Annotated in this window: 21 protein-coding genes; 5 read left to right on the top strand and 16 right to left on the bottom strand. The window is 56.7% G+C overall.

All coding sequences use genetic code 11. From position 1 onward, the window contains the following. Nucleotides 1-47: 47 nt before the first annotated feature. From FTW19_RS20150 to hutH, 8 genes are all read right to left on the bottom strand, one after another. Nucleotides 48-857 carry a 3-oxoacyl-ACP reductase family protein gene (locus tag FTW19_RS20150; RefSeq protein ID WP_147649359.1) on the bottom strand — a complete coding sequence of 270 codons (810 nt, stop codon included), beginning with the start codon at nucleotides 855-857 and terminating at the stop codon, nucleotides 48-50. A 15-nt stretch (nucleotides 858-872) separates the two neighbouring features. After that, nucleotides 873-2057 (bottom strand): beta-ketothiolase BktB, encoded by a 1185-nt coding sequence (gene bktB, locus FTW19_RS20155; RefSeq protein ID WP_147649360.1) that lies wholly within the window; start codon nucleotides 2055-2057, stop codon nucleotides 873-875. Between the two features lie 563 nt (nucleotides 2058-2620). Then, a complete protein-coding gene (locus FTW19_RS20160) occupies nucleotides 2621-3448 on the bottom strand; it encodes an SDR family NAD(P)-dependent oxidoreductase (RefSeq protein ID WP_147649361.1) in 828 nt (275 codons plus the stop codon). 411 nt (nucleotides 3449-3859) lie between these two features. Beyond that, a complete protein-coding gene (gene argE, locus FTW19_RS20165; protein WP_147649362.1) occupies nucleotides 3860-4987 on the bottom strand; it encodes an acetylornithine deacetylase in 1128 nt (375 codons plus the stop codon). Continuing rightward, nucleotides 4984-6390 (bottom strand): formimidoylglutamate deiminase, encoded by a 1407-nt coding sequence (locus FTW19_RS20170; RefSeq protein WP_147649363.1) that lies wholly within the window; start codon nucleotides 6388-6390, stop codon nucleotides 4984-4986. The genes argE and FTW19_RS20170 overlap by 4 nt, the downstream gene beginning before the upstream one ends. A gap of 43 nt (nucleotides 6391-6433) precedes the next feature. After that, on the bottom strand, nucleotides 6434-7660 hold the full coding sequence (gene hutI, locus FTW19_RS20175; RefSeq protein ID WP_147649364.1) for an imidazolonepropionase: 1227 nt from the start codon (nucleotides 7658-7660) through the stop codon (nucleotides 6434-6436). Further along, nucleotides 7657-9315, bottom strand: coding sequence for a urocanate hydratase (hutU, locus tag FTW19_RS20180; RefSeq protein ID WP_147649365.1), 1659 nt, complete (start codon nucleotides 9313-9315; stop codon nucleotides 7657-7659). The genes hutI and hutU overlap by 4 nt, the downstream gene beginning before the upstream one ends. Further along, nucleotides 9315-10877, bottom strand: coding sequence for a histidine ammonia-lyase (gene hutH, locus FTW19_RS20185; RefSeq protein WP_147649366.1), 1563 nt, complete (start codon nucleotides 10875-10877; stop codon nucleotides 9315-9317). The genes hutU and hutH overlap by 1 nt, the downstream gene beginning before the upstream one ends. A gap of 181 nt (nucleotides 10878-11058) precedes the next feature. Between hutH and FTW19_RS20190 the strand changes: the two genes are divergently transcribed. Together FTW19_RS20190 and FTW19_RS20195 are read left to right on the top strand one after the other, a co-directional pair. Further along, complete coding sequence (locus FTW19_RS20190) at nucleotides 11059-11523, top strand: Lrp/AsnC family transcriptional regulator (protein WP_147649367.1); 465 nt, start codon at nucleotides 11059-11061, stop codon at nucleotides 11521-11523. Between the two features lie 278 nt (nucleotides 11524-11801). Further along, complete coding sequence (locus FTW19_RS20195; RefSeq protein ID WP_147649368.1) at nucleotides 11802-12257, top strand: nuclear transport factor 2 family protein; 456 nt, start codon at nucleotides 11802-11804, stop codon at nucleotides 12255-12257. A gap of 240 nt (nucleotides 12258-12497) precedes the next feature. Here the strand turns inward: FTW19_RS20195 and FTW19_RS20200 are convergent, their stop codons facing one another. After that, nucleotides 12498-13418: an SDR family NAD(P)-dependent oxidoreductase gene (locus FTW19_RS20200; RefSeq protein WP_222705480.1), complete on the bottom strand. Its 921-nt coding sequence runs from the start codon at nucleotides 13416-13418 to the stop codon at nucleotides 12498-12500. Between the two features lie 33 nt (nucleotides 13419-13451). Further along, entirely contained in the window at nucleotides 13452-13928 is a 477-nt protein-coding gene (locus FTW19_RS20205; protein WP_147649369.1) for a DUF2141 domain-containing protein, read from the bottom strand. A gap of 1077 nt (nucleotides 13929-15005) precedes the next feature. Between FTW19_RS20205 and FTW19_RS20210 the strand changes: the two genes are divergently transcribed. The 3 genes from FTW19_RS20210 (at nucleotide 15006) to FTW19_RS20220 (ending at nucleotide 17593) form a co-directional block, all read left to right on the top strand. After that, nucleotides 15006-16415 carry a histidine kinase gene (locus tag FTW19_RS20210; RefSeq protein ID WP_147649370.1) on the top strand — a complete coding sequence of 470 codons (1410 nt, stop codon included), beginning with the start codon at nucleotides 15006-15008 and terminating at the stop codon, nucleotides 16413-16415. Further along, nucleotides 16384-17151: a LytR/AlgR family response regulator transcription factor gene (locus FTW19_RS20215; protein ID WP_187143072.1), complete on the top strand. Its 768-nt coding sequence runs from the start codon at nucleotides 16384-16386 to the stop codon at nucleotides 17149-17151. The genes FTW19_RS20210 and FTW19_RS20215 overlap by 32 nt, the downstream gene beginning before the upstream one ends. A 184-nt stretch (nucleotides 17152-17335) precedes the next feature. Then, entirely contained in the window at nucleotides 17336-17593 is a 258-nt protein-coding gene (locus FTW19_RS20220) for a tyrosine-protein phosphatase (RefSeq protein ID WP_147649372.1), read from the top strand. Nucleotides 17594-17709: 116 nt separating this feature from the next. Here FTW19_RS20220 and FTW19_RS20225 read toward each other — a convergent pair whose 3' ends face one another. The 6 genes from FTW19_RS20225 to FTW19_RS20250 form a co-directional block, all read right to left on the bottom strand. Then, nucleotides 17710-19059, bottom strand: coding sequence for an FAD-binding oxidoreductase (locus FTW19_RS20225; protein ID WP_147649373.1), 1350 nt, complete (start codon nucleotides 19057-19059; stop codon nucleotides 17710-17712). A 339-nt stretch (nucleotides 19060-19398) separates the two neighbouring features. Next, on the bottom strand, nucleotides 19399-20541 hold the full coding sequence (locus FTW19_RS20230) for a cellulase family glycosylhydrolase (protein WP_246153415.1): 1143 nt from the start codon (nucleotides 20539-20541) through the stop codon (nucleotides 19399-19401). 91 nt (nucleotides 20542-20632) lie between these two features. Next, entirely contained in the window at nucleotides 20633-21022 is a 390-nt protein-coding gene (locus FTW19_RS20235; protein WP_246153416.1) for a DUF1801 domain-containing protein, read from the bottom strand. Nucleotides 21023-21151: 129 nt separating this feature from the next. Continuing rightward, the gene (locus tag FTW19_RS20240) at nucleotides 21152-24247 is read right to left on the bottom strand and encodes an efflux RND transporter permease subunit (protein WP_147649375.1); all 3096 of its coding nucleotides are present in this window, start codon (nucleotides 24245-24247) and stop codon (nucleotides 21152-21154) included. A 2-nt stretch (nucleotides 24248-24249) separates the two neighbouring features. Then, nucleotides 24250-25326, bottom strand: a complete 1077-nt coding sequence (locus FTW19_RS20245; protein ID WP_147649376.1) for an efflux RND transporter periplasmic adaptor subunit — start codon at nucleotides 25324-25326, stop codon at nucleotides 24250-24252. Beyond that, on the bottom strand, nucleotides 25323-26570 hold the full coding sequence (locus FTW19_RS20250; RefSeq protein WP_147649377.1) for a TolC family protein: 1248 nt from the start codon (nucleotides 26568-26570) through the stop codon (nucleotides 25323-25325). The genes FTW19_RS20245 and FTW19_RS20250 overlap by 4 nt, the downstream gene beginning before the upstream one ends. Between the last annotated feature and the right edge of the window lie 52 nt (nucleotides 26571-26622).

A 26622-nucleotide genomic window follows, 5' to 3' on the forward strand; every position in this document is an offset into this window, starting at 1 on the left:
GTTTGCTGGGGAGCTCCTTCTAGAGCACCAGCGGTCCTCTGGATCTCCTACATGTAGCAGCCGCCGTTGATGTTGATCTGTTGACCGGTTATGTAATCGCCATAGGTGACCAGAAACGACACGGCCGCGGCGATCTCTTCAGGCTGGGCAAAGCGTCCCAGCGGGATTCTCCCGCGAATCTTCTCTCGGATCTCCGAAGATACTCCGGCGAACATGTCGGTCTCGGTATAACCTGGCGCGATCGTATTGGCGGTGATGTTGTGCTTAGCGACTTCGAGAGCAAGCGATTTGGTAAATGCGATGATGGCACCTTTACTGGCTGCGTAGTTGGCCTGGCCGAAGGCGCCTGCCTGCCCCACCACCGAACTGATACTGACGATCCGTCCGAACTTTTGTTCTATCATCGCCGGCAACGCAGCGCTGGTGCAGTAGAAGTTGCTGTTGAGATTAGTGTTGATCACGTGATCCCATTCGTCACTCACCATTTTGACCATCGATTTGTCACGTGTGACACCGGCGTTGTTTATCAGGATGTCGAGGCGCTTGCGCGGAGAATCAAGCACATTCTTCACGACCCGGCGCGCGTCCTCCTGATCCGACACGTCGCCCTGGACCAGCAGGCAATCCAAATCGGCCTCTTGTAGTGCATCGTGGAGTGAGGCTGCACTCTCGCCACTCGTCCGGTAGTTAATGGCGACTGTGGCTCCCTGACTAGCGAGTGCAATTGCGATAGCACGTCCGATGCCGCGGCCGGCACCCGTGACAAGGGCAACCTTGCCCTTGAGAGACTTCGTTGTAGGAATGTTAAGTTGATCTACTGCAATATTGACGTGATCCACTACCGATGCTGTGCTCATGGCGCCCATCCTTTTTTAAGAGTTGACTGCCTCAAAAATTGCAGCGATGCCTTGACCGCCGCCGATACACATGGTGACCAGTGCGTAGCGACCACCGATCCGGCGCAACTCGTGCAGCGCTTTCACCGTCACAATCGCGCCCGTCGCGCCTAGTGGGTGCCCTAACGAGATACCGCTGCCGTTCGGGTTGGTTTTGTCAGAGGGGAGGCCGAGATCGGTGGCCACCGCGAGCGCCTGCGCAGCAAAAGCCTCGTTGACCTCGAATACATCAATCTGATCGATTGTCAGTCCGGTTCGCTGTAATAATCGTCTGACCGCCGAGACTGGTCCGATGCCCATGAACCCAGGCTCCACCCCGGTTACCGTGTAATCGACTAACTTTGCCAGGGGCGCCAACCCACGCTCTTCAGCGGCCCGACGCTCCATCAGCACCACCGCTGCCGCGCCATCGTTGATGCTGGATGAATTACCCGCTGTTACTGTGCCGGCTTTGTCAAACACAGGTTTCAGCTTCGTGAGGTTTTGAATGGTTGCATCGGTCCGCGGAGATTCGTCGGTGTCAAACTGGATCGTGCCGCCTTTGGTTTTGAGTTCGATAGGCACAATCTGGTCCGTAAACTTGCCGCTTGCGATTGCATCCAGAGCGCGGCGGTGGCTCTCAGCGGCCAGCGCATCCTGAGCTTCGCGGCTAATGTCCCACTTGCGAGCGATGTTCTCGGCTGTGACACCCATATGGATTTCCTCGAACGGGTCTGTCAATGCGCCCACCATGGCGTCAACCGCAGCAGTGTCGTTCAGCCGCGCTCCCCATCGCAAGCCGTTCATCCAGTACGGCGCCCGGCTCATCGATTCGGTGCCACCAGCCACCGCGGCCTCAGCGTCGCCGTGCACAATTGCCTGCGCAGAGGTGACGATAGCCTGCAGACCGCTGCCGCAAAGCCGATTGAGAGTGAGCGCCGATGTTTCGACCGGCAACCCCCCGCGCAACGCGGCGACGCGAGCAAGGTACATATCCTTGGCATCGGTGTGAATTACATTTCCGAAGACGACATGGGCAATCTCCGCAGGATCGAGGCCCGAGCGCTCTACGGATTCACGCGTGACCGTTGCGGCCAGTTCGCTGGGCGCCAGATCCTTCAGCGCACCTCCAAATTTACCAACCGCGGTGCGCACTGCACTCAAAACGACAACTTCCCTCATCCCTCTGACTCCTCTAAGTTTGCCAAGTTCTTCTTGCACTAACATAAGTGGCTATCTAAAATGAATAGATCCGCAGATGCATGGGCTGACGCGCGGTTGAATTCATCACGCGTGGTGACTATTGCCCAGCTTACTCAGAATCTAGACAAATCAATGCTGACTAAAGCCGACACATGGTTTGGCAATTAATGGTTGCCCGATCCCTTTTGCATTAGGCGAAGAAGGTTGGGCGTCAGACCGTCCTGCTTCGAAGAGTCTCTGCGATGACAACAGAGCAAAATGGATCGATGAGCTGAGGACAGGACATTTGCTATTTGCCGCTCCATGACATCGCTTCAGCATTGCTTCGCAGCACATTCACGGCGCGACATGCCTGATCACTGGGCGGAGCGGTAAGCGCTTCAACATGGAAGGTGGCGAGGTAAAACGCACGGCATTGAATGACTCTGATTACGAGAACACAAGGGTGAGGCCACGTTCCTCTAAACGAGGCGGCCCCGGCGTCTAAAAGATGGACGACGAGGCCTTCTATGCATTGCGGTTTCCTGGCGCAGTGGAATCAATTAGAAGTGGAACCCGCCTCCACAAATCAGGGTTTCACCCGTGACATAGTCCGAGAGCGGAGAGCAGAAAAACAGAACCGCACCGGCAGCTTCTTCGGGCGTACCTAGGCGTCCGAGGGGACAGGCTTTCTTCACGGATTCCAGCATGCTGGGTTGGACGCCAATACGAATCTGGTGACCATGCATTTCCATGTTTGCGTTGTCGCCGTTGAGCGGCTGCACAAGCCGTGTCTCAATTAAGCCAAAGCCAACAGCGTTTACGTTGACGTTGTACCGGCCCCACTCCTTAGCCAGCGTTTTGGTCAAACCGATTACACCGGCCTTCCCTGAGGAGTAGCCGGCCTGCCCAGGGTTGCCGTCCGTACCGGCGATGGATGTGATGTTGACTATCTTGCGCATCACCCGCTCGTTATTACTGGACTCGATTTTTGCGGCTTCGCGAATATGAGCTGAAGCTGCGCGCAGGATCCGGAACGGTGTCACCAGGTGAATTTCCAGCATGGCTTTGAACTGTTCGTCCGTCGTTTTCTGGATGACGCTGTCCCAGCTGTAGCCTGCGTTGTTAACAATGACATGAAGGGAGCCGAAAGTTCCGAGTACGGCCTCTACGACCGCTTCCGGCGTCGATGGATCAGTAAGGTCCCCGGTAAAGTGTCGCACTCGCCCTGGTTGACCGAATTCGGCTTCCGCTTCCAGGAGCAACTTTTCGTCCATATCGCTAAGCATCACATTTGCGCCCGCTGTAATCAGACGTTTTGCGATGGCTCTGCCAATACCCCGTCCAGCACCTGTAACAAGGGCTGTTCTACCTTCCAACGTAAAGGACATCTCTCACACTCTCTTCTGTCGATCCAATAAGCAGCGTGCTCCGTCACAGAGAGGATGGCTATCCCACCCCCCTCTATGTGGGCAAACGAAAGTTGTAGCGAGTCATACCTGGATTTGCAGCTCTGTGGAGCATTACCAGAGCTGTGACATCACAGAAGGACTCCTTGAGGTGCCTCATAAAAAAATGAAGCAATTCAAGGGCCGAATGGAAAAGCCAAACCTCCGCAAGAATCGACAGCCGAAGCCCGCAGCGCAACGAATTGCGCGTAAATTGCAAGACGTTTCCGGGGCTTCCAATGGGCGCACTTGGACAAAACTGAACGGAGCTATGCACGTTCGGCAGACTCTGCGTTGAAGGCCTCGGCGATCTTCTGTTTCCCGGCGTTATCGACTCTGCGGAGTCCGTCCGCGCTACACGTTTTGCATCAGCGACTTGATACAAAGGACGGCTTCGTGCAACTCAGACAACGGGACGCATTCTCGGCGGCTGTGCGCGGTCCGCATATCTCCAGGGCCAAAGACCACGACCTCGTTCGCAACAGATGCGAATACGCTAGCTTCAGAACCGAATGGAATTGATGTGGCCGATCTCTGAGTGAGCGCTTCAATGGCTCGGACGAGATGCGCGTCTTCGGCGGTCTCAAAACCAGCTTGTTGACGCAATCCCTTAATCTCAAACCGGAAAGTTGGGTCAGCATCTTTCATCTGTTCAGCAATGCTCGTGATCGATTGAAGAACAGAATTGGAAGACTCTCCTGGAAGAGGCCGCCATTCAACTTGAAACTTGCATTGCCCTGGAACGACATTCTTTGCCGTACCGCCCATGACCGTTCCAATATTGATCGTGGTATACCCAGGTGTGAAGAAATCATTCTGCTTTGTTGCGAATTGCGTGGAAAGTTCCTCAATTGCGGTGATCAATCGAGCTGCACCATAAATAGCCGACTTGCCCTGCTGAGGATGTGCACTGTGCGCTTCCTCTCCCACAATGGTGATCTCCGCTAGACAGTATCCCTTTCCTGCCCGCGCCGGGTGCAACGAAGTGGGCTCGCCAATAACGATGCGCCTTGGCTTGATGAGCTCGGCGGCAATCAAGCGTTTGGCACCCAGGCAGCCGATCTCCTCGTCCGCCGTCAAGACTAAACGCAATCCGCGCTGCAACTCGGCTGGGTTAACTTCGCTGATGGCCGTCAGGAGACAGGCAAGGAATCCCTTCACATCACAGGCCCCGCAGCCGTAAAGCAATCCATCAGTAACGAACGGTTCGAGAGCTCTCGTCCAGTCCGCCGCATACGGAACCGTGTCTGTATGGCACATGAAGACCAGATCAGCTTCAGGATCTTCGGGGTCTTGTCCGTCGGGAGCGGCGATCAGATTGACTTTTTCCAGGCCCGCCGCGTCTGCGTAGGTCATCAATCGAGTGTCCCAGTGAGCCCCCTGCAGGACCCGGGCCGCGTACTCCACGATCGGACGATTAGAAAGAGAGGAAACTGACGGAATACGAATCAGGTTTTCCAGGTGCTCAACGACTGTCTTCATCGGCCCGCACTTTCAGGAGCGTTGTTCTGCCACACCTTCCCATGAATCTCGTTATAACGAGCAACAATTTCGTTCTGCAGTGGATGCTGTTGATCGCGAACGATGAACCTGCCATTCACGATCACGTCCCGAATCGCTGACCGATTGAGAGAGAACACGGTCATGGGCAACAGGTCATCAGAGGAGTGCCCGGCTATCGATAGATCGTCGAGATCGACCGTAAAACAATCCGCGAATGAGCCCGATGTAAACTCACCCGTCGGGACAGAGAGCGCGCGAGCACCGTTCACCGTTGCACATGCGAAGAGACGCGAAGCGAGAGTCTCTTCTTCTATCTGATCCAGGATTGCGCGCTCCTGATCGCGGAGCCGTAGATGATAGTCAAGCTCACGTGCGTCCTCGAGCGGGTCGATCTGCGCCTGGCTATCCGATCCGAGCGCTACGCGAATGCCTGCTCTCATCACGAGGTCGGAAGCAATCACACCATCTCCGAGATTGCGTTCGGTCGTGGGACAGGAGCAGACGGTGGCTTCGGCTTGAGAGAGCATCTCAATCTCACTGGAGCTAATGTGAATCGAATGCACTGCGGTAAAGTCGGGACCGAGGATGCGGTTCCGGCTTAGGAGTTCCACCGGAGTGTAGCCGTATTCGCGGACACATGCCGTATTCTCCGCAATCTGTTCTGCCACATGCATATGCAGAGGAAGCTTTCTCGATCGGCTCCACGCTGCAATCTCCTCCAGATCTGGCAATGGCACAGCGCGAACGCTGTGAGGAGCAACACCAAAACGAACCTCCGCTGCGTTCGCCGGAAACCCTTCCACGAGAGCGTCCATGTTGAGCAGAAAGTCGTGGGTTGACTCAAAGAATCGCGCTTGGCCTGGATCACGAGGCAGCTCGTATCCCGACCTCAGATATGCGGTCCGAAGTAGAACGACTCGCAATCCTACTGATTGTGCCGCCGCGATTACCTGTTTACTGAGTAGATTGGGGTCGTCATACGGGCGGCCGTCTGCGCTGGTATGGAGGTAGTGAAACTCCCCAACTGTTGTAGTCCCGGCAAGCACCATCTCAAGAAAAGCCATCCTTGCCACATCGTAGATTTCCTGAGGGTTCAGTTGAGCTGCAGCGTGGTACATCGTCCCCCGCCAGCTCCAGAAATCCTTTCCACTCACTATCCTCGATTCGGACTTGCCTCGGATGAGGCGCTGAAAGGAGTGAGAGTGAGCATTGACGAAGCCTGGCATGAGCGCTTTACCGCGCAGCTCAATCACCTTGTCGACAGGGCTGTCCGCGTGTGCGGCCAGTTTTACGATCTGACCGGTTTCATTTACCAGAAGTCCTCTATTCGAGATGAATGTACCGCCGGAATAGAGCAACCGCGGAAGGTAAAGGGTATTCATCGAGCATCCTCGTCCAAATCGAAGTTGTTCTGAGTGCGGGCAGTCATGCCGGGAGCCTTTCTCCACGAATCCACACTTCACGCACAGGATTGGTCCCGAGGGTGTAGACCAGCTCCCGCCAGTCGCTTCCCTCCAACACCAGAAAGTCGGCCTGCAATCCCATCTCAAGCCGGCCGGCGTCCTCGAGTCCGAGAGCACAAGCAGCGTTTACTGTACCGGCAACCAGAGCCTCCTGTGCTGTCAGGCCATTTAAACGCGCCGCGAGGGCAAGAGCTGTTGCAGCAGAGAATAGCGGACTCGATCCAGGGTTCAGGTCAGTCCCAACCGCGACCGCCGCGCCTGCATCCACCAACTGCCTCCCTGGTGCCGCGGGTATCCCGAGATGTAGAGAGACCCCGGGAAGGATCGTCGCTATTGTAGAACTGGCTGCGAGCATAGCAAGCTGATCAGGACCGCACGCTTCAAGATGATCGACACTCAACGCGCCGATCCGCAGACCAAGCTCTAACCCTCCGATCCGCTGAAACTGCTCCGTGTGCAACTTTACCGCGAGGCCATGCTGCTTCGCACTTTGCAGGAGCAATGCAGCCTCGTCCACATGCCACGCTTCCCTTTCAACGAAGACGTCGACTGCTGTAGCCAGCTTCCGCCTTGCAACCTCAGGAATGAGCTCGGTGCACATCTCTGCGATATATCCGATACGGTCTGCAGTGTCTACAGGGGGAATGTGTATCAGTAAGGTAGGCAAAAGGCGAGCGGGTATTGATGCATCAAGTGCCTGAATCACTTCGAGCATTGCAATCTCGACAGCAGGCGTGAAGCCATAACCGGACTTCACCTCAATGGTGGTTGCGCCGGATCGCAGCAGCGCATGAATGCGTGGTTCCGCAATCGAGACCAATTCGTCCTTTGTAGCCGCAGCAGTGGCGCGGATTGTTCTTCGTATCCCACCACCCGCTGCCAGGATTGCTTCGTAGGTCTCGCCCGACGTGCGCGCATCGAAGTCATCCAGCCTGTCACCAGCCCATACTGCATGGGTATGCGGATCAATCAATCCAGGAACCACTGCACGATTTCCTACATCGACCGATGCTAAAGCCTCACCGTTCCAGTCGCGCTCCTTCCCTATCCAGACGATCCGGCCGTTGCAGATGGCGATTGCGGCGCGTTCCATCATATGCAAATCGCGCATTGCCAGACCATGCCTTGCACCGCTCCCTTTAGCCGTGACGAGTTGCGAGATTCCGGTAATCAGCAGGTCAGCGGTCATGGAATACTCGGCAGGTCCAGGCCACGTTGTTTTGCCGTGCTCAGGGCTTTTTCGTATCCAGCGTCGGCGTGGCGGATGACTCCCATTGCGGGGTCATTCTTCAGGCACAACCTTAGGCGCTCGTCAGCCTCATCGCTCCCGTCGGCAACTGCAACCAATCCCGCGTGTTGGCTGTATCCCATACCAACTCCCCCACCATGATGAAAGCTCATCCACGCCGCTCCACTTGCAATTCCGGTTGCGAAGTTGAGCAATGCCCAATCGGAGACTGCATCCGAACCATCCAGCATTCCTTCTGTCTCACGGAATGGACTGGCTACAGAGCCTGCATCAAGATGATCTCGCCCAATCACGATTGGCGCCTTCAAGCGTCCGTCACGCACCATCTGATTGAAGAGCAATCCAGCCCGATCGCGTTCGCAATAGCCGAGCCAGCAAATGCGTGCCGGTAGTCCTTGAAAGGCAATTTGAGTCGATGCGAAGCTCAGCCATTCGTTTAAACGCCTATCTTCCGGGAAGAGCTCCAGCAGCGCCTGATCCGTCTTTGCAATATCGGATGGATCACCGGATAGCGCTACCCAGCGGAAGGGTCCACGCCCCTCGCAAAAAGAATCGCGGATAAAGGCGGGGACAAATCCTGGATAGGAAAAAGCATCGCTTACACCTGCAAGTTTCGCTTGTGCACGTAAGTTATTTCCGTAGTCGAATGCAACGGCGCCCCGCCGCTGCATCTCCAGAATTGCCTGTACATGCTCTGCAATCGAGGATTGCACGCGCTCCAGGTACGCTTTCGGATCCTGTGTCCGCAGCGAGTTCAGATCCTCGTCCGCACGAGCAGATGGTAGATAGCCCCACATCGGATCGTGGGCGCTCGTCTGGTCCGTGACGAGGTCAGGAGTGAATCCAAGCTGAACCATCTTCGGCAGCAACTCCGCCGCATTGCCGATCAGACCGATGGATACCGCCTCGCGTCGCCGCTTGGCCAGCTGGGCCAACTGGATCGCTTCATTCAGAGAGTTAGTCGTCTTGTCGAGATAGCGCGTCTCCAGGCGACGCCGAATGCGGGCCGGATCGACTTCGATACAGATGCTGACACCGCCAGCGAGCTTGATAGCAAGGGGCTGCGCCCCTCCCATGCCGCCAAGGCCGGCGGTGACGGTGATAGTTCCTGCAAGCGTATCGTTGAAATGGCGTTGTGCCGCGCCTCGAAATGTCTCGTATGTCCCCTGCAGAATCCCTTGGGTGCCAATATAGATCCACGAGCCCGCGGTCATCTGGCCGTACATCATCAACCCGGCGGCATCCAACTTGTCGAACTCTTCCCACGTTGCCCAACGCGGCACCAGATTGGAGTTTGCAATCAAGATCCGCGGCGCTAGCCTGTGTGTCTCGAGCACAGCGACAGCTTTGCCGGACTGCACCAGCAGCGTCTGGTTGTTCTCGAGCCGGTCGAGTGTTTCAACGATCTTGTGATAGCACTCCCAGTTGCGCGCCGCCTTGCCTCGTCCGCCATAAACGATTAACTCTTCAGGCTTTTCAGCTACATCAGGATCAAGATTGTTCATCAGCATCCGTTTGGCTGCTTCTTGAATCCATCCACGGGCCGTTCTAGTGTTGCCGCGGGGAGCCCGGATTGGCGAATAGGCTTCTGTCACTACATTGCCTCCACGGACTCAACGCTTTCAACGTGATGCAGTGCATCATCCGCCAAAAAACTCGACGCTTCTTCCATCCGGACAGAGAGGACGCAGTCTTCACGCCACGCTGGAATACGCGCGCGGAAGCGAGCACGCGCTTCTTCGAGTGCCGGCGTCGAGGTATCCCCACGAAGGTCCAGCGCGCGAGTTGCTGCCAACAACTCTATCGCAACAACCATCCTGGCCAGCGTCACGGCCTGCTCCAGTTTGAGCGCGGAAGTCATGCCCATGCTGACAAAGTCCTCTTGATTACCGCTCGTAGGAATAGACCCCGTCGATGCGGGAGAGGCCAGGACTCTCAACTCTGCGACCAACGCCGCAGCGGTTACCTGGGCCATCATCAGTCCGGACTCGATCCCAGGGGTCGATGCGAGAAATGCGGGAAGCCCCTCGTTCAGACCAGGATTCAGCAGCCGCTCCGTCCGTCGTTCCGATATGCCGGCAAGCTGGCACAGGGCGATCGCCAGATAATCCAGGGCGAGCGCCAGCGGAGCGCCGTGAAAGTTTCCACCAGAGACAATCGCATCCTCGAATACCAGTGGATTGTCCGTGGCACTGTTCAGTTCAATCTCGAAGACCCTGCGAGCCTCCGCCAACGTATCCCAGACGGCGCCGTGTACCTGGGGGATGCAACGGAGACAATATGCGTCCTGAATGCGACTGCCCTGAATGCGACTGCCCTGGATGCGACTACCCTGGATGCGACTGCCCTCTCCATGCATCCTCGGGATCGAACTCCCCTTTAGCAGACGGGCAAGATGGGCCGCACTCAACATCTGCCCCGGATGAGGCCGCGCCGCATGCAAACGCGAGTCGAGTGCGGCTGCAATTCCACGAAGTGCTTCCATGGTCAATGCTGCGGTAGTCTGGGCAGAATAGAACAGGCTTTCAAGTTCACGTAGCTGCAAGCAGCCCATAGAAAGCATTGCCTGCGTACCATTCAAAAGCGATATACCCTCTTTGCCCATAAGGGTTACAGGCTTCAACCCGGCGCGCTCCAGGCAAACTCCACCAGGCAGCACTTCACCCTGATACTCCGCCTGGCCCTCGCCTAGCAGTACGAGTGCTATATGAGCAAGGGGAGCCAGATCTCCGCTCGCGCCCACGCTGCCTCGCGATGGGATCACCGGAGTGATCTTATGGTTGAGCAGATCGCAAATACGCTCACCAACGATGGGCCGTATACCGGAAAGCCCCTTCGCCAGAACGTTGGCCCGAATCAGCATCATGCCCCGCACGACGGGCACAGACAGAGGAGCACCCACGCCGCAACAGTGCGAACGAATCAGGTTGACCTGCATTGCTTCGATCTCGGACTCGGCGAGGCGAATATTTGCCAGCAGGCCCACACCCGTATTGAGTGCATACACAGGCTTCGACCCGCCTAATGCGTCCTCAACTCTCGCACGCGAAATGTTCATCCTTTCAATGGCAGCAGCAGAGACCCGCACCGGCTCTGCCCTTTCGGCTACCGCAATGACATCGTCAATCGTGAGGCCAGCACCATCCAGGTGAACCATGTCGCAGATGGTAAGGAAAATGACTCGCGAAGAGAATGGCCGTTCCCCTGTTCTTCAACACTTGTACGCTTGAATCAACGGTTATAGTCGTCTATATTCGCTGAAACCACTGTAAATAGCCCTTTACAGTGCAAGCTATGGGATAACGCCATCGCTACACGGAAAAATCGGAGCTGAGCCAATGCTTCCATCCAGCGGGATCGATCTCATCGACAAGAAAATACTCCAGGAACTCAACTCCGATGCACGCATCCCGTTCGCAGAGTTGGGCCGGCGAGTCGGTCTCTCTCCCTCTGCAGCTGCCGAACGCGTCCGCCAGCTTGAGAGCCTTGAACTCATCAGGGGCTACCGCGCAGAGATCAACCTTCAAGCGCTCGGATTCTCGATCACAGCATTTGTGCGGCTTACCTGCGACGGGAACCATTACAGACCCTTCCTCAAATTCCTGCCCACTCTCGACGCGGTACAGGAATGCCATCACCTGACCGGAGGCGATGCTTTCCTCCTGAAGATAGTCCTCTCTTCAGTCGAACAACTGGAAGACTTGATCGAGAAGCTGCTTCCGTATGGAAATCCGACGACCAGCATGGTGCTCTCCACGCCGCTGGAGCGGAAGCAGGATTCCCGACTTTTGAGCAACCTCTAGGGCATTTTTCCTGTTGCTGGGGTATCCCGGACAGGAAAAGGCTCTAGTCGACGATACCTTGGCTACAAGCAGCGGATTCGGTCGGTCCATGATCGCATCGGAATCGAACCAAATAGCCGAGTCGCCGGCGTTACGGGTCATTTGTAAGTACGTTGGCGCCCAATGACTGTTGACAGCAGCACCGGGGCCGGGTATAAGCAAGCCCCACCTCAAAGAGGCGGCGCGCCGCACCGTAACTTCGCGGCGACGACAGCTCGATCCAAGAGGGAGAGACAGCAATGAATCGGAAAATCACGGTTGCATTCCTGGCAGTGTGCTGCTTGGCGGTGGCCATCACAATGTTCGCGCAGGGCGGCGGCGACACGTCCGCCAACATCCAGCAACTCGAAAAAGACATCCGCCACGCGCAAATGAATAGCGATGCCGCATGGTATCGGCAGCACTTGGCTGAGGGCTATGTCGAAGGGCACAGCTGGGGCGACTGGGCGACCAAGGCCGAGGCCATCAAGCAAGCACAGGACAAGTCCATCAAGTTCACCAAAGGCGAGCTCAGCGATGTGAAGGTGACGACCTTCGGACCCAACACCGCGGTCGCACACTATAAGTTCACCTACGATGCCACCTTCAACGGCACGCGCCGTGCTCGCGCGGTGATTTGCAGCGACACATGGATCAACCAGTCCGGCGCCTGGAAGCTCGCTTCCAACCACTGCTCACACGTCGAGGGAACCTAGTGTCCTGAGTCTAAAGTTCTCGTCAAAAATGTTGTCATCCTGAACGTTCGGGGTCCCCGGCCAGCTGTGCTGGCTGGGGTGATTAGTAAAGGACCTGCTTTTTCAACGCTTCGGATGGCGGGGCTCTTCACGATTTATATTGCGAACTTTAGATTCACCACACTAGTTCTGGCATACCGCACCTCCTCCAACGACTGAGGACGGCTCTGTTCCCTGCCCCGACCACAGATGGAAAATGCTCTAACCATCCCGTGTGGTTTTACCGCCGTCGATAACCATCTGCGCTCCGGTCATATAGGGAAATTCGTCGGAAGCAAGCGCCAGGGCAAACGATGCGATCTCTTCGGCAGTCGCCATCCGTTTCATCGGAACATGGGACCTCGCCCACATGTCCGCAGCAGCTTTCCAGACTACATCTGGGACGTTCTCCATGTTGGCTACTCGCCGTACCAACGCGGTATCGGTGGTTCCAGGAATGAGGGCGTTGATACGGATACCCTTATCCACATAATCGAGCGCTGCGGACTGGACAAGACCAACGAGTCCGCGCTTGCTTGCGGTGTAGGCGGAACGCTTCGCCGTCGTCGCGATCGCATTGGAAGATGAGGTCACGACGATATTGCCTCCGCCGGCTGCAAGCATATGCGGAATCTCATACTTCATCGCGAGGAAGACACCACGCACATTCGTGTTCTGAATATCATCCCATTCGGCGGCGCTGTATTCGTGAAGCGGTTTCTCCAGCGTGATACCGGCATTATTGAACGCTACATCCAGACGTCCGTACCGCTGGACGGTCTGATCGACAAAAGATTGCACGCTGCTTTCATCGCGTACGTCTGCGCGAATGTAAACCGCCTCGCCGCCTTGAGATTTGATAGCACTTTCTACTTCCTGTCCGAGATGCTCGCGACGTCCGCAGAATGCAACCTTTGCCCCCTCGGCAGCAAAAGCGATCGCGGCGGCTCGCCCTATTCCGGATGTTGCTCCTGTAACAAGAACGACTTTCCTTGCAAACCTGCGGCGCGAGTTGACTTGTGCGGCACTCGTGTGAGCCGGCGACGCACCGCGGGCGCATCCAGCGACACCTGCCGTTATTGCGCCTGCGGTCATCGCCAGCATCGTACGCCGGTCGAGAGCTGCGTGCTTCTCTTCAGACATAAGTGAACTCCTTCGTAATCGGTTCGAGATGAATTAGTAGAGCAAGGAGATCTCGATCACCTTCTCAGGCTGGTCTAACTGAAACTTCGCTTCGGCAAACTTGGGAGGCCCCATAGATCTCTTCGGATTGTTTGAGGCGCCATATCCTTCCTTCGGAATGCCGAAGACGTTCTTATCCAGCTGGCCGTTCAGGTTCTCATCATGAAAGACCGACACGGCATAGACACCAGGGGGAAGGTCATTCAGCATTACCTGTGCGCTTAGGGTCTGCGGATCGATCTTGACCTGGAGCGTGCGAAACGCCTTCGACTTATCTGCGGGAAAGCCTGCTCCATCATGGAACAGGGCAATGGCGATCTGCCCTTTGCTGTTTCTCGCACCGGCAACCTGGACCGTGAGTTTTGAAGTCACCCCGTCTTGCGAGACAAGTCCCGAAGCGATGCCTGACGCGCCCCCAGGAGCTGATGCAAATAAGGCGATCGCAGCAATGCACAGGAACAATAGGTCCATGGCCGCACGATCCAGGATCGCCTCCGCCCTTTCTTGCCATCTACAACGGACTCCTGATTCTGATCGTCGGTGGGATAACTCTACTGCCGGGTGCGCTGAGAGGGTTCACCATTAACCTTACCGCGAGGGACCGCGGAGTACTCACTGGGTGCTCTGATTCACGAGGACGTCTCCTATCACCGATGCGACTGTACGGGCTTCTTTCCCCGAACCGCACATGCGTTTGCCTCCGTGCTGACGGCAAAGACAAGAAGCGGACGGACTGTATTCTCTGTTCCTTCCCTGGTATCTCCATACGCGGGTTCGTTTATGGCGGTGAATGCGTGGTATCCGAGCCGTTATGAACCTGCCGATGTGAAGGCGTTAGCGCAGGGAATGATCGGTTATCTCATCACATTTTGAAGTTGATGGTGGAGGAAAACTATGCAGCGCTATCTTTCCGCCGGCTTTGAACACAAACGACATGTTTCCTATCCGCAATGGATTCCCAACCGCGTCCTGTGCCGTGAGCAGATTCAGTCCTGGAATAGCAATGAGCTGTGCAGTGGCCCATGTTACTCTCCTGCAATTCTGGCAGGAACGGCAAAGAAAAGGAATAAGTGCCGGAAATGACCGAGGGTTCCGTTTCAGAACGCTGGGATAGATCGGAGCTGACCATCACCACAACCAATGCGCCGGTTCGTAGCCTGCGCGTGTGTCGTTACACTTGCGATCCAGACCAAGCAAGCGGCTATCTTCAAGTTGGAGATCATGTGTTCCTCCTTACGCATGCCTTGATCCGTAACGTTCGCCGTACCCTTGACCGCCCGAATCCCATTCCGGCGGCGCCGGCTTTGCCTGATCGATTCCCGCACCGATGGCCGAGCTGATCAATCCTGGTGGGCCAAAGGTGGAGTACAGGTAGTTTCGGAACTGTTGCTTGTGATCAGGAAAACGATAGGCGCTGCTGCTATCGTCTCCAGCGCTGGAACGCCTCCGTCAGCGCCTGCGAGAGTGCGGTTTCGAGTGACGTTTAATCTGATCGGCGAATTTATCGCTCCGCGGCGTTGACCAACGGATCAGATAGCGATCGCGTTGATGATCCTGGGCCTTCTTGTGTGTACAGCCGGTGCGGCCGCCAGTCTCTTCCTTCCTCCTCCCGGCGCCATGGCACACCTCGCCCAGATAGGAAGATTTCAAGGCGTAATTCTGCTTGTTATTGGCGTGTTCTTCTATTTCTCCCACTTTCGGGCTGCTGATCTCTTCGCAAAGATCGCGCTTCGCCTGATTCTGGGTGGGTTGCTGGCGCTCGGCGGAGCCCTTCTTTTGTTTGGACCAGTTGCTTCCGCAACTCGTAATATGCCCTTGCCGCTGGCAACCGAAACGCTGCTGGCAGTAGTAATTCTGGGCGGAGCCATCTTGCTCTACCTGCGATTGGGTCACTGGATTGACCTGCTCGTGGAACGCAGGGTCTTTGGGAAACGGGACCCTCGCCAGATGATCCAGGACTTTCGTCAGCAGATCGGATCTCAGAATTCCAGGGCGTCACTCATCGCATCGATCCAATCCGCAGCCATAGAGGCACTCGCAATGAGGCCGGAAGAGATTCAGGTTGAGCCGGGCCTGCCGGATCACACCGCACCACCGGCCGATCTCCTGATCCCAATTCTTCCATCAAGCAGCAAACCGATTCACCTTGCGGTCTCTCTGCAAGGGGATCGAAGAACGCTTCTCACGACAGAGATTGATCTACTGCATGAGATCGCCCTGTATACGGGGAAGCGGCTCAATGATCTTGAACGCGAGGAAGAGAGAATCGAACGGGTTCGCACGGAAGGGAACCTCAGCCGTCAATTGGTGGAAGCGGAGTTACGTGCACTTCGGTCACAGATCAATCCACACTTCCTTTTCAATTCACTGAATACGATCGCTTCCCTCATACCGTCGGAACCGGAGAAAGCAGAGAAGATGACAATCCGTCTGAGCAGCATCTTCCGGTATGTGCTGATCCAATCGGGACGGCCGTTCAGTTCTCTGCACGAAGAGATGGAATTTCTGCGAACCATCCTTGAGATCGAGCAGATCCGCTTCGGAGAGAGGTTGTCCGTGACATTCGAGATAGACTCGGCAGCCGAACACCTGATGATTCCGTCGCTGATCCTGCAACCCTTGGTTGAGAATGCGATCAAGCATGGCGTTACCCCGAAGATCGGCAAAAGTCATATCCTTGTCGGGGCTCAACTTCACGATGACACGATCCAGATCAGGATTGAAGACGACGGACATGGCCTGCGCACAGACAATGACCTTGACCGTCGGTTGCGAGCACACATGACGAATGGCACCGGCATTGGTTTACAGAACGTCCGGGAGCGTCTCAGCACTCTCTATGGTACGGCTGCAGCCCTGACTCTTACGGATCTCGAAAGTGCCGGATGCAGAGCAACCATGACGATTCCCCTCTATGGAGCGAAGAATGCAAATTCGAGCGTTGCTCGCGGACGATGAACCAGCGGCACGGGCACGGCTGCGCAGATTGCTTGACCGTGATTCGAGCATCCATATCGTTGGCGAAGCGGAAAACGGTGTGGAAGCTCTTCAAGGCATTGAGCAGCTTCGTCCCGACCTGCTCTTCCTCGATGTTGAAATGCCGGGGCTGAATGGCTTTGAGGTTCTAAAGAGCATTTCAGCGGACAAACCTCGTCCCTTCACGATCTTCATCACCGGCTTTCACGAATACGCAATGGAGGCCTTTCGAGAGCGCGCGATCGCTTACCTTCTGAAGCCGATCGAAGAAGAAGACCTGCGAGAGATGGTGGAGCGCGCTGCCGTTCTTATCCAGAATGCCTCGTCCCGGCGGGCCGAGGACGAGAAAGTGAATCGGCTGCTCGGCAATGCACCGCCGTCTATGCAGCAGATCGTCGCCAGGAAGGCCAACCGGATCTTCCTGATGAATCCCGCGGATGCAGTTTATTTCTTTATGGACAGTGGCATTCTGCGGATGCGAGTTGAGAACGATACCTACTGGGTGAACTATCAAATCGGTGAGTTGGAAGAAGCCCTGGAAGGACGTGGCTTTTTCCGCGCTCACCGAGCCTCGCTGGTCAACCTGGCTCGCATCAAAGAACTTCGGCTCGATCCTGGAAGCAGTATCGTGCTCGTCATGAATGATGCGAAGAACTCTGAGATCGAAGTCAGTGAGCGGCAGGCACGTGCTCTCCGCGCACGTATCCCAGGATTGTAGATGCCGCTGTGAGACGCTTACTTCTTCGATTCTTCAGCAAGGAAATAAGCGGAGCTGTGGCGCAACACTCGCGTCGTCAACAAGCGCTTCCCTGAGAAGCTTCGCGCCCGTATGACTACTACCTACAGCGACTTCGCCTTCGCGGCCTCTGATCAATATGCCGCTGTCTTTCAGCAGATGAAGAATGAGAGCCTTCCCCCTGCTCTATCACTGCTCCGCCGGTAAAGACCGCACTGGCGTTTTCAGCGCACTCCTGTTGCTAACGTTAGGTGTCCCGGAGAAGACCGTGCTTGAGGACTACGCGCTCACCAACAAGTATCTCCTCGAAAACCCGAACGACCAGACGATGCAGAAGCTCTCTAATACACCCGGGAACAGCCAGCTTGCACATCTGACGAAAGAACAACGCGCGATCCTGATGGCCGCCGACCCCGTGCAGTAAGAGGTTCATCCTTACAGCGTTACTTATGGTTCCGAGTTGTCGCACGAAACATGCGGCTACCCGGAACCTTTTTATGTCATCAACCTCTGTCCCAGAGCTCTGCGTCGCAGGAGCTATTAAGAGAGTCCGACCCTCCGTCCGAGGTTCGACGTGAAGACTCGGCTTGGATCGTACTTGGCCTTTGTTTCAAGCCAGGCATCCACCTCGGGGTACATAGTGCGGAAGGCCACTGCATCTGTGTAGGAATCCTTGCCCAGATAAATCCGTCCTCCTGCGTCAATCACCATTGCGTCCAGCCGCTTGAGCAACGCGGGAGTGTTCTGCCGTATGGGGAAGTCAATTGCGAATGTGTAACCCTCACGCGGAAAGGACAAGATGCCACCGCTTTCCTTGCCGAGTCTTTTCAGGACGTTGAGAAACGGCAGTTCACCCGAGGACAAAATGGCCGTAAGGATCTTCCGCATATTTTCCAAGCCGTTCTCGAAAGGGATGACGAACTGGTACTGCGTGAATCCACGGCGACCATATCCACGATTCCATTCTGCAACTTTGTCGAGTGGGTAAAAGAAAGCCTCATAGTGACCGAGCGGCGTTGCACTTGCCTGAATCCGCTGAATTGCAGCATTGACGATCCGCATACTGAGCGGGTTCAGCGTGACCTCGGGTAATTCGAACGGTACTGTGACCTTCGGTGCCCCTGACACTTTGAAGGGAGTCGCCGCAAGGCGGGGAGAGAGGTCGCTTAGCTTTGCGTGGTCGCCCACAGTTAGTACCCCTCGTCCGAGCCGGGCACCAGTGGCGAATACATCCAAGGTAGCCACGGAGTAAGGAAAGGAATGATCGTGCTCATCCAAAACGGCCATCATGCCTTCCAGGTCGTTCGCCTTGATCGACTTCTGATGAAAGTAGGTTGTCTCAATCTGCCGCAGCCGGATAGTGGCAGTGAGTATGAAGCCGAGCAGGCCCATGTCGCCGAACGTCGCCCAGAAGAGATCTTCGTTCTCGCTCCGGCTTGCGGTGACAACATCGCCATTCGCAAGCAAGACAGTCATCGAATCGACACAGTTGCTGAAGCAGCCTTGGGCATGGTGCGCCTTGCCATGGACATCGTTAGCAATGCAGCCGCCCACGGTGACGAACTTCGTTCCTGGAGTGATCATCGGAAACCAGCCTCTCGGAGCGAAAGTTTCGATAATGCTCTCAAGACTTGTTCCCGCTTCACAGGTAAGTATTCCAGTCAGGTCATCGAAACCAAGCAGGCGATTCATGGTCGTCGTTACAACCACTTGCCTGTCTGAGTTGATTGCGCAGTCCCCGTAGCTCCGCCCTAGTCCTCGGGCTACAGTTCCATTCCTATCGAGACAAGCCTCTACTTCCGAGCTGAACTGAGGCCTGGTAACAAAGCATTCAACTCTGCAGTTCGCTCCCCATCCTGCAAGCAAGGTCTTTTGGCCGGAAGTCTTCATTCGCCCTCACACCACTGTCAACCGGAAAGTTCTAAATCATTCTAAATTCCCGGTAGGGCTTAGCTCCGCCCCGCCCACCCTAGCGTTGCGAGGGTGGGGCACCCGGGCGGTATTGATCTCCACAGGGTGCGCTCTATGAACGATGGACGAAGGACCGAAACATCGTGAACACGGCTACGGGCATTACGCAGGATCTCGATGCGCTCGTCAAGCTCGTTACAAAATGGTTTCCAAATGGAGTTGGGGAAAAGCCTGTCGGGCACTGGCCGGTTGGGTAGAAACGGAAAGCCCCATTCTGCGGAATGGGGCTTTCCGTTCACTATGAACTATTACTACGTACTACGAACCTTGCTTCGGATTCATCTTGCGAGCGGTATTACGCAGGATCTCGATCTCTCTCTCACGGTAGGGATGACCGTCAGGGTAGAAAAGATCGTGGAACCAGACGGTAGGCTCACGCCCGACGTAAGGGACCTGCCAACTGTCCCACGGCAGATTGGTCTGCATCTTGCCCTGAACCAGGCCCCAGTTGATCATGCCAACGTGGTGTGCTGCCGCGATCGGCAGAATGGTGTCGATGGTGGAACCGGCACCGCGGGCCATGTACTCCGTGCAGAGAAGCGGCCGGTGCAGCTTCTCCAGGCCGGCCACTCGGCTCTCGAACTTTTCGGGCCAGGAATAATCATGGAACGAGATGATGTCGCTCTCTGTGAGCTGAATCTTCTCCGTAGCAGACCAGTTCGCCGAATCATCCCAGGAGTCGTGTGTCCACACACCGCTTGTCAGCGGTTGCTTGGGTCCCTGCGACCTTGCCCAGACAAAGACCTGCGGCAGAAGAGCGTTCATCAACTGCGTCTTGTCTTTGAGGTTGTTCGGGTATTTGCCTCCGCCCGAGTTGTCGGGCTCGTTCCAGACATCCCATGCAAGAATGCGATCGTCATTGGCAAAGGCGCCAACGATTCCCTTCACGTACGCTTCGAATCGGGGCTTATTCGCCGAATCAGCGAGAGCGATCCCAGGGCTCTGCACCCAGCCTGAGTTATGAATGCCGGGAATGGGGGGATGCTGCGGTCCCAGCTTCGGATCAGGATCCCAGCAGGAATCAAAAAGAACGAGTACCGGCTTGATGTGATGCCGGGCTGCGATGGTGAGAAGATTATCGAGCCGCTGCTTGAAGCCTGCTGCGTCCTGCTGCCAGAGAAGATCGTGCAGGAAGATCCGCATCGTGTTCATACCTGCGGATTCAGCCCAGCCGAACTCCTTGTCGATCTCGGCAGGGTTGTAGGTCTCGCGCTGGAACATCTCCAGCTCATTGATCGCGTCGACGGGAAGAAAATTACTTCCCACGGGCCAGGGGTTGGCACGCATGTAGGTCCACGCCTGCTCTTCTGTCCAGCGCTCGCGAGGGGAATTCGCATGCAGAGATGTGGAACCGAAACAGAGCGCGAGCACAGCGGCCGCAAGAGAGTTGCGAAGGATCACAATGATTTCCTTTCTCGTTATTGAGAAACGATCCTAGCTTGCAGCACACATCACCGGCAAACTGCACCTCGTATCCTCAGGATCTCCGCATCTATTTCCGAGCCTTGGGCTTGCTCTTGCTCTCCAGGTTGAGCGCCACCGCGGCAAGGATGAGCCGCTTCAGGGCAGCTTCATTGATCTTGTCCCCTTCGTGGATATCGATTGCTCGCCTGACATTTCCATCCAGGCTGGAGTTGAACAAACCGGAAGGATCATCGAGCGAAGCACCCTTGGCGAAGGTCATCTTGACCACGTTCTTATAGGTCTCGCCCGTGCAGACAATACCGCCATGCGACCAGACGGGAGTCCCTCTCCACTTCAACTCTTCCACGATCTCCGGATCTGTCTTGTGGACGATCTCTCGTACCTTCGCGAGTGTCTTTCCACGCCAGTCGCCTAGTTCCTTGATCTTCTCATCGATGAATGCAGCAGCAGATTCCACAGGACAACCCCTTTCCGACACCGGCTTCAATTTCACTGCATCCGGACAAAAGCTGCAACACGGCAGCATGCACTCCAAAAAAAATGGGGCTGGGCGCGATGCCCAACCCCGCCAGGAACTTATCTCGATCTATTCCGGCTCTGCCTCCACATGCGATTGACGGCGCGCCATCAATGGCATCAGGAACAGGATCGACATCAACGTCGTAATCATGCCGCCCACAACCACACGCGCCAGCGGCTGCTGGGCTTGTGCTCCGATAGCGTTCATCACTGCAGCCGGCAGCAAACCGAGACCGGCCGACATACATGCCATGACGACAGGCCGCAGCTCATCCAGGCTGCCGTGTTTCAGGCCATGCTGAGGATCCTTTTCCTGTGCGCGGCGCAAACCCGCCAGGAAGACAACAGCACCCAGCGTGGTGACACCGGTCAACGAGGTAAAGCCGACAGCCGCCGAGATACTGAAGGCCGTGTGCGTCAGCATCAACGCCAGAATGCCGCCGATGTAGCTGAACGGAAGCACCGCCAGCACAATCAGGGCATCCAGCCAGGTCTGGAACTGCAGGTAGAGCAGCACCAGAACGACCAGCAGGCTGACCGGCACAATCAGCACCAGACGGCTTTGCTCCTTCTTCAGAGAATCGAATTCACCGGCCCAGGTGTACTCGTAGCCCGGCGGCAGCGTGATCTTCTGCTTCAACTGCTGCTGCAGGTCCACAATCGTCGAGGCCAGGTCACGCTCACGCACACTGAACTTGATGGGGATGTATCGTCGCCCACCTTCGCGATAGATGGTGAAGCTTCCCTGCCGGATGCCGATATTCGCCACCTGCGCCAGCGGCACATGGCTTCCATCGGGAGTCGCCAGCATGATCTTCTCGACGGCATCGGGTGTCGAGCGGAACTCAGCGGGATAGCGCACCGTAAGGTCGAACCTGCGGTCGCCCTGGATTATCGTCGAAACCGGAGCACCGCCGACGGCAGCCTGCACGGCCGCGTTCACATCACCCGAGGCCAGGCCATAGCGAGCCGCCTTGGCGCGGTCCACTTCGATCACCAGGCTTGGAGCCCCGTTCACCTTGAAGATACCGACGTCCTGCACGCCACGAACGCCGCTCATCACGCCCTGCACCTTCTCAGCAATATCGGTCAGCGTCGCCAGGTCATCGCCGAAGATCTTCAGCGAGTTCTCACCCTTTACGCCGCTCATGGCCTCTTCGACGTTGTCCTGAATCGCCTGCGAGAAACCGAAGACCACACCGGGATACTTGCTGAGCTCGTGCTGCATCTGCTCGATCAGCTTGTCCTTCTCCCCGTGCACATCCTTCGGCCACTCGCTTGCCGGCTTCAGGCTGACGCCGAACTCCATATTGTTGAAGGTGGTCACGTCGGTGCCGTCATCCGGACGCCCTACCTGGCTGACGACCTGCGTCACCTCAGGGAACTTCCCCAGATCGGCACGCACCTGGTCTGAGAGCTTTGCTGCCTGCTCAAAGGAGATGTCCTGCGGCAACGTTCCACGAATCCAGAGATTGCCTTCTTCGAGCGGAGGCATGAATTCGCCGCCGACAAAGACCAGGAAGCAGACCACCGCTGCCGCCAATCCGGCAAAGGCAATCGCCCAGATCAGCTTTGCGTGCTCCAGCGCCCAATCGAAGGCAAGGCCGTAATACTTCTCCAGGAAGCGGTTCAGCCATGTGCCCTGGTGCACCAGCTCTTCTTCGTCGTGCTCTTCCACCGAGTCCTTAACCGGAGCCGTAACAAAGCTCAGCACCGGTGCAAAGACAAGAGCGAACAACAGCGCGCCTGTCAGCGCAAAGCCGTAAGTCACGCTCATCGGCGCGAAGATCTTGCCGGGAACGCCCTGCATGGTAAACAGGGGAATGAACGCCACCAGGATGATGAGCGTCGAGAAGAGTACCGGTCTGGCCGCATCCTTTACGCCCAAAACGATCATCTCCGCGCGCCCATGTCCGGGCTCGCGCCGCGAGAAGCGGCGATAGATGCTCTCCAGTACAACGATCGATGCATCCACAAGAATGCCGAAGTCGATGGCGCCGATCGAGATCAGGTTGGCCGCTCTTCCGGTAAGCGTCATCAGCGAGAACGCAAACAGCACAGCGAACGGAATCGTCGCCGCTGCAATCAGCGTGATGCGGAAGTCGCCCAGCATGAGCAGCAGCACCAATGTCACCAGGATCAGGCCAGTGATGATGACGTGCTTCACCGTCTCCGTCGTCAGACCGATGAGCCGCGTGCGGTCATAGATCGTCTTGACCTGCATGCCCGGCGGCAACAGGCCTCCGGTATTCAGCTCGGCCAGCTTCTTCTTCAGGCCTTCCAGTGCAGGCAGACTCTGGCCATCCTTCTGCAGCAGAACGATACCTTCGACGATATCGGTCTGGTCGTTGCGGCCGATCTTGCCCAGCCGTGGCTGATAGCCTTCCTTCACATTGGCGACATCCCGCACCAGCACCGGCGTGCCGTTCTTCTGCGCGATCACGACATTGCCAATGTCGGTCGTGTTCTTCAGCAGGCCCAGAGAACGCACATTCACATTCTGGTCACCAAGCGACAGATAGTTTCCACCGGCGTTGGCGTTGCTGTTCTGAACTGCAGCGATCAACTGCGAAAGCGTCACGCCGTAGCTAAGCAGCTTATTCGGGTCAGGCTCGATCTGGTACTGCCGTGTCGTTCCGCCGAAGGTGGTGATGTCGATGATACCCGGCACCTTCTTCAGCTCGCGGCGGACCAGCCAGTCCTGCGTAGCCTTCAACTCATTCAGGTCATAGCCGGGACCTGCGAGCTGATAGCGGTAGATTTCACCGATCGGCGACCACGGCGACAACTGCGGCTGCAGTCCATTCGGCAACTGGATGGTCTGCAGACGATTCAGAATCTCCTGCTTATCGCGGAAGTAGTCTGAATCGAAGCTGAAGTAGAGCTTCACGTCGCTCAGGCCGAAGATACTGATCGACCGGATCTGCTCCAGGTGCGGTGTACCGTTCAGCGCTGTCTCGATCGGCGCGGTCACCTGCTGCTCGATCTCTTCGGCTGACCACGCCGGGTTCTGCGTAATCACCTCCACCAGCGGCGGCGAAGGGTCCGGATATGCTTCGATATCCAATTGCAAAAAACCGAAGGTGCCCGCGACCAGCGCGGCCGCCAGCAGAATCAGCACGACTGCGCGGTAGCGCAGCAGCGTCTTCAGAAAGGCTTCCATTGCTAGTCTCCTACCGGCGTACGCAGGAACGCCGCTCCCTGGGTCACGACCATATCGCCGTCGTTCAGGCCGCCGGCAATCTCGACCTTGTCACCATGCGTCGCCCCCAGCTTCACTGTGCGCGCGTCATACTTCTCGCCGTTCTTCACATAGACGCTGGCAATATCACCGTCGTGAATGACGGACGCCATCGGCACCAGGATCATCTGCCGCTGTCCCATTCCAATGCGGATGGAACCGAACATCTGTGGCTTCAAACGGTGGCCGGGGTTGTTCATCACCACGCGCACCTTCAGCGCATGGGTCTGCGGATCGAAGACGTCGCCGATGTTGGCGACCGTTCCATGAAAAGTCTCCCCCGGATATGCCTGCAGCGTTACATCCGCCGAGGAGTGCGACTTCACAACTGACAGATCATGCTCGAAGACATCGCCGACGACCCACACGGAGTCGAGATTCGCCACCGTCGCAATGCCATTCGAGGTCTCCAGCGACCGCTGCATCTCGCCGGTCGCGGTTCCAATCTCCAGCACCGATCCACCTATCGGGGAAACTACCGCCGTAGTATCGGAGGTTCCCGTCTCGCTGAAGCCGAGTTCACGGATCCGCTGCCGCGCGCGCTCCTGCTCGCTGTGTGCCGCATCATCGGCAGCCTTCAACTCATCGAAGTCCGCCTGGCTCAACACCTCGTGCGCCAGCAACAGCTTGCCGCGATCCAGAGCGCGGTCGGCACGCATTGCTTCGATCTTTGCTTTTTCAAAGTCGCTGCGGGCCGCAGCCACATCGCCGCTCTGCAGCATGGCCACAGTCTGCCCCTTGCGCACTTCCTGGCCTGGCTGCACTTCCAGGCTCAACAGGCGACCGCTCAACGGAGCGTAGACATGCACCATCTTGCTTGGATCCACATCAACGTGAGCGGGAATCTCAAGCCCGTCACTCACCGTCTGCAGATGCACAACCTCGGTCTTGAGATTGACCTTCGGCTTCGCCTCTGACAAAGCCTTCTCATCACTCTTGCATCCGCTTAATACGCCAAGCGCTGCGCCCGTCATCACCAGCGTCATCACGCTTTTCTTCATGGCAGAATCTCCGTGTACGTCACATAACTCAGTTGATGGATCGCAAGCTGCAACTGCGCATTCGCTGTCAGGCTCTGCAGGTTCACCGAGCGGTAATCCTGCAATGCGCTCAGATAATCAAGCAGCGTTCCCTGTCCGTTGCGATAACTGAACTCCAGGTTGTCGCGTACGCGCCTGGCCTCATCGAGATACTTATCGCGATAGCGTGCCGCCTGCGCCTGGGCTGTTTGATAGGCCTCGTAGGACTGATCCACATCGGCAATGGCCTGGTTGCGGGTAGCGGTCAGCGCCAGTTTGCTGGATTCCAGTTCGTACTTGGCACGCTCTTTCTCGCCCTGGTTGCGATCGAAGACGCGGAGCGGAATCTGCAGGTTGAAGCCCGCCGTATTCGCATGTCCGCTATGCTCGTACTCGCCTTCCAGCGTCGGATCGGTCGTTCCATTCGCGTATGCCAGGCGAACACTCGCTTGATTGACAGCGACCTGCTGCGATGCAGCCTTTACGTCAGGACGCGTGTCCAGCGCCTTCTGACGCAGGTCGTCCAGCGTCAGCGCCGGAGCGGGCGTATCCAGCGCACCAGTCACATCGAAGTCCGCCTTCGGGCGCTCAATCCCCATCAGGCTTTGCAACTGTGTCGATGCCTGCTGCAAAGCCAGCCGGGCATTGTCGGTATCGCTTTCGAAACCGGCAAGCTGCAGCTCTATGCGAGCGAAGTCGTTCCGGCTCATCTGCCCCGCATCCAGGCGCACCTGCATCAGCTCAACCGTCCGGCGATATCCGGTGAGGTTGTCTTCACTGACGCGAAGGGCGTCCTTCGCGAACAACATCCGGGTAAACGCCTGCTTGATGGCGAAGTCCGTCTGCCGTTGCAGGTCGACTCTCTGCGAATCGGTCAACGAGGTTGTAGCGCGCGCCAGATCAAGGCGAACGCCGCGCTTGTTGCCGCGCTCGAATAACCGCTGCACACCGGCCGTATAGAAATCCGGTCCGTTCGGGTTATCGGGACCCAAGGTCACCATCTGTCCGCTGCCCGTGAGTACCGGATTCTGCCGCAGACCCGCCGTAATCTCACCGGCCTTTACCGCTTCTACATGCTGCGCTGCCGACAGCAACGACGGATTCTGCTTATGCGCAAAATCCAACGCCTGCGGCAACGTCATCGGCGGCGAAGCGCTCTGCTGCGCCCCGGCCCATGCTGCTTGCAGGAGAGGCAGCATCAGGCAATATGCCCAGCGCACCTTCATGGATGCACTCCTTCTTCGTTCTATTTTTGTGAACTTGTGGTGTATGAAAGCC

It is taken from the genome of Terriglobus albidus (assembly GCF_008000815.1).
GTDB lineage: Bacteria > Acidobacteriota > Terriglobia > Terriglobales > Acidobacteriaceae > Terriglobus > Terriglobus albidus_A.

Excerpts from the sequence above, each read along its gene's own strand:
- FTW19_RS20225 (WP_147649373.1), bottom strand. The coding sequence starts at position 19,059 with ATGAAGACTTCCGGCCAAAAGACCTTGCTTGCAGGATGGGGAGCGAAC.
- FTW19_RS20160 (WP_147649361.1), bottom strand. The coding sequence starts at position 3,448 with ATGTCCTTTACGTTGGAAGGTAGAACAGCCCTTGTTACAGGTGCTGGA.
- FTW19_RS20210 (WP_147649370.1), top strand. The coding sequence starts at position 15,006 with ATGATCCTGGGCCTTCTTGTGTGTACAGCCGGTGCGGCCGCCAGTCTC.
- FTW19_RS20220 (WP_147649372.1), top strand. The coding sequence starts at position 17,336 with ATGAGAGCCTTCCCCCTGCTCTATCACTGCTCCGCCGGTAAAGACCGC.
- hutI (WP_147649364.1), bottom strand. The coding sequence starts at position 7,660 with ATGACCGCTGACCTGCTGATTACCGGAATCTCGCAACTCGTCACGGCT.
- FTW19_RS20195 (WP_147649368.1), top strand. The coding sequence starts at position 11,802 with ATGAATCGGAAAATCACGGTTGCATTCCTGGCAGTGTGCTGCTTGGCG.
- FTW19_RS20150 (WP_147649359.1), bottom strand. The coding sequence starts at position 857 with ATGAGCACAGCATCGGTAGTGGATCACGTCAATATTGCAGTAGATCAA.
- FTW19_RS20240 (WP_147649375.1), bottom strand. The coding sequence starts at position 24,247 with ATGGAAGCCTTTCTGAAGACGCTGCTGCGCTACCGCGCAGTCGTGCTG.
- FTW19_RS20200 (WP_222705480.1), bottom strand. The coding sequence starts at position 13,418 with ATGTCTGAAGAGAAGCACGCAGCTCTCGACCGGCGTACGATGCTGGCG.
- hutH (WP_147649366.1), bottom strand. The coding sequence starts at position 10,877 with ATGGTTCACCTGGATGGTGCTGGCCTCACGATTGACGATGTCATTGCG.
- FTW19_RS20205 (WP_147649369.1), bottom strand. The coding sequence starts at position 13,928 with ATGGACCTATTGTTCCTGTGCATTGCTGCGATCGCCTTATTTGCATCA.
- FTW19_RS20250 (WP_147649377.1), bottom strand. The coding sequence starts at position 26,570 with ATGAAGGTGCGCTGGGCATATTGCCTGATGCTGCCTCTCCTGCAAGCA.
- FTW19_RS20215 (WP_187143072.1), top strand. The coding sequence starts at position 16,384 with ATGCAAATTCGAGCGTTGCTCGCGGACGATGAACCAGCGGCACGGGCA.
- FTW19_RS20245 (WP_147649376.1), bottom strand. The coding sequence starts at position 25,326 with ATGAAGAAAAGCGTGATGACGCTGGTGATGACGGGCGCAGCGCTTGGC.
- bktB (WP_147649360.1), bottom strand. The coding sequence starts at position 2,057 with ATGAGGGAAGTTGTCGTTTTGAGTGCAGTGCGCACCGCGGTTGGTAAA.
- argE (WP_147649362.1), bottom strand. The coding sequence starts at position 4,987 with ATGAAGACAGTCGTTGAGCACCTGGAAAACCTGATTCGTATTCCGTCA.
- FTW19_RS20190 (WP_147649367.1), top strand. The coding sequence starts at position 11,059 with ATGCTTCCATCCAGCGGGATCGATCTCATCGACAAGAAAATACTCCAG.
- FTW19_RS20170 (WP_147649363.1), bottom strand. The coding sequence starts at position 6,390 with ATGAATACCCTTTACCTTCCGCGGTTGCTCTATTCCGGCGGTACATTC.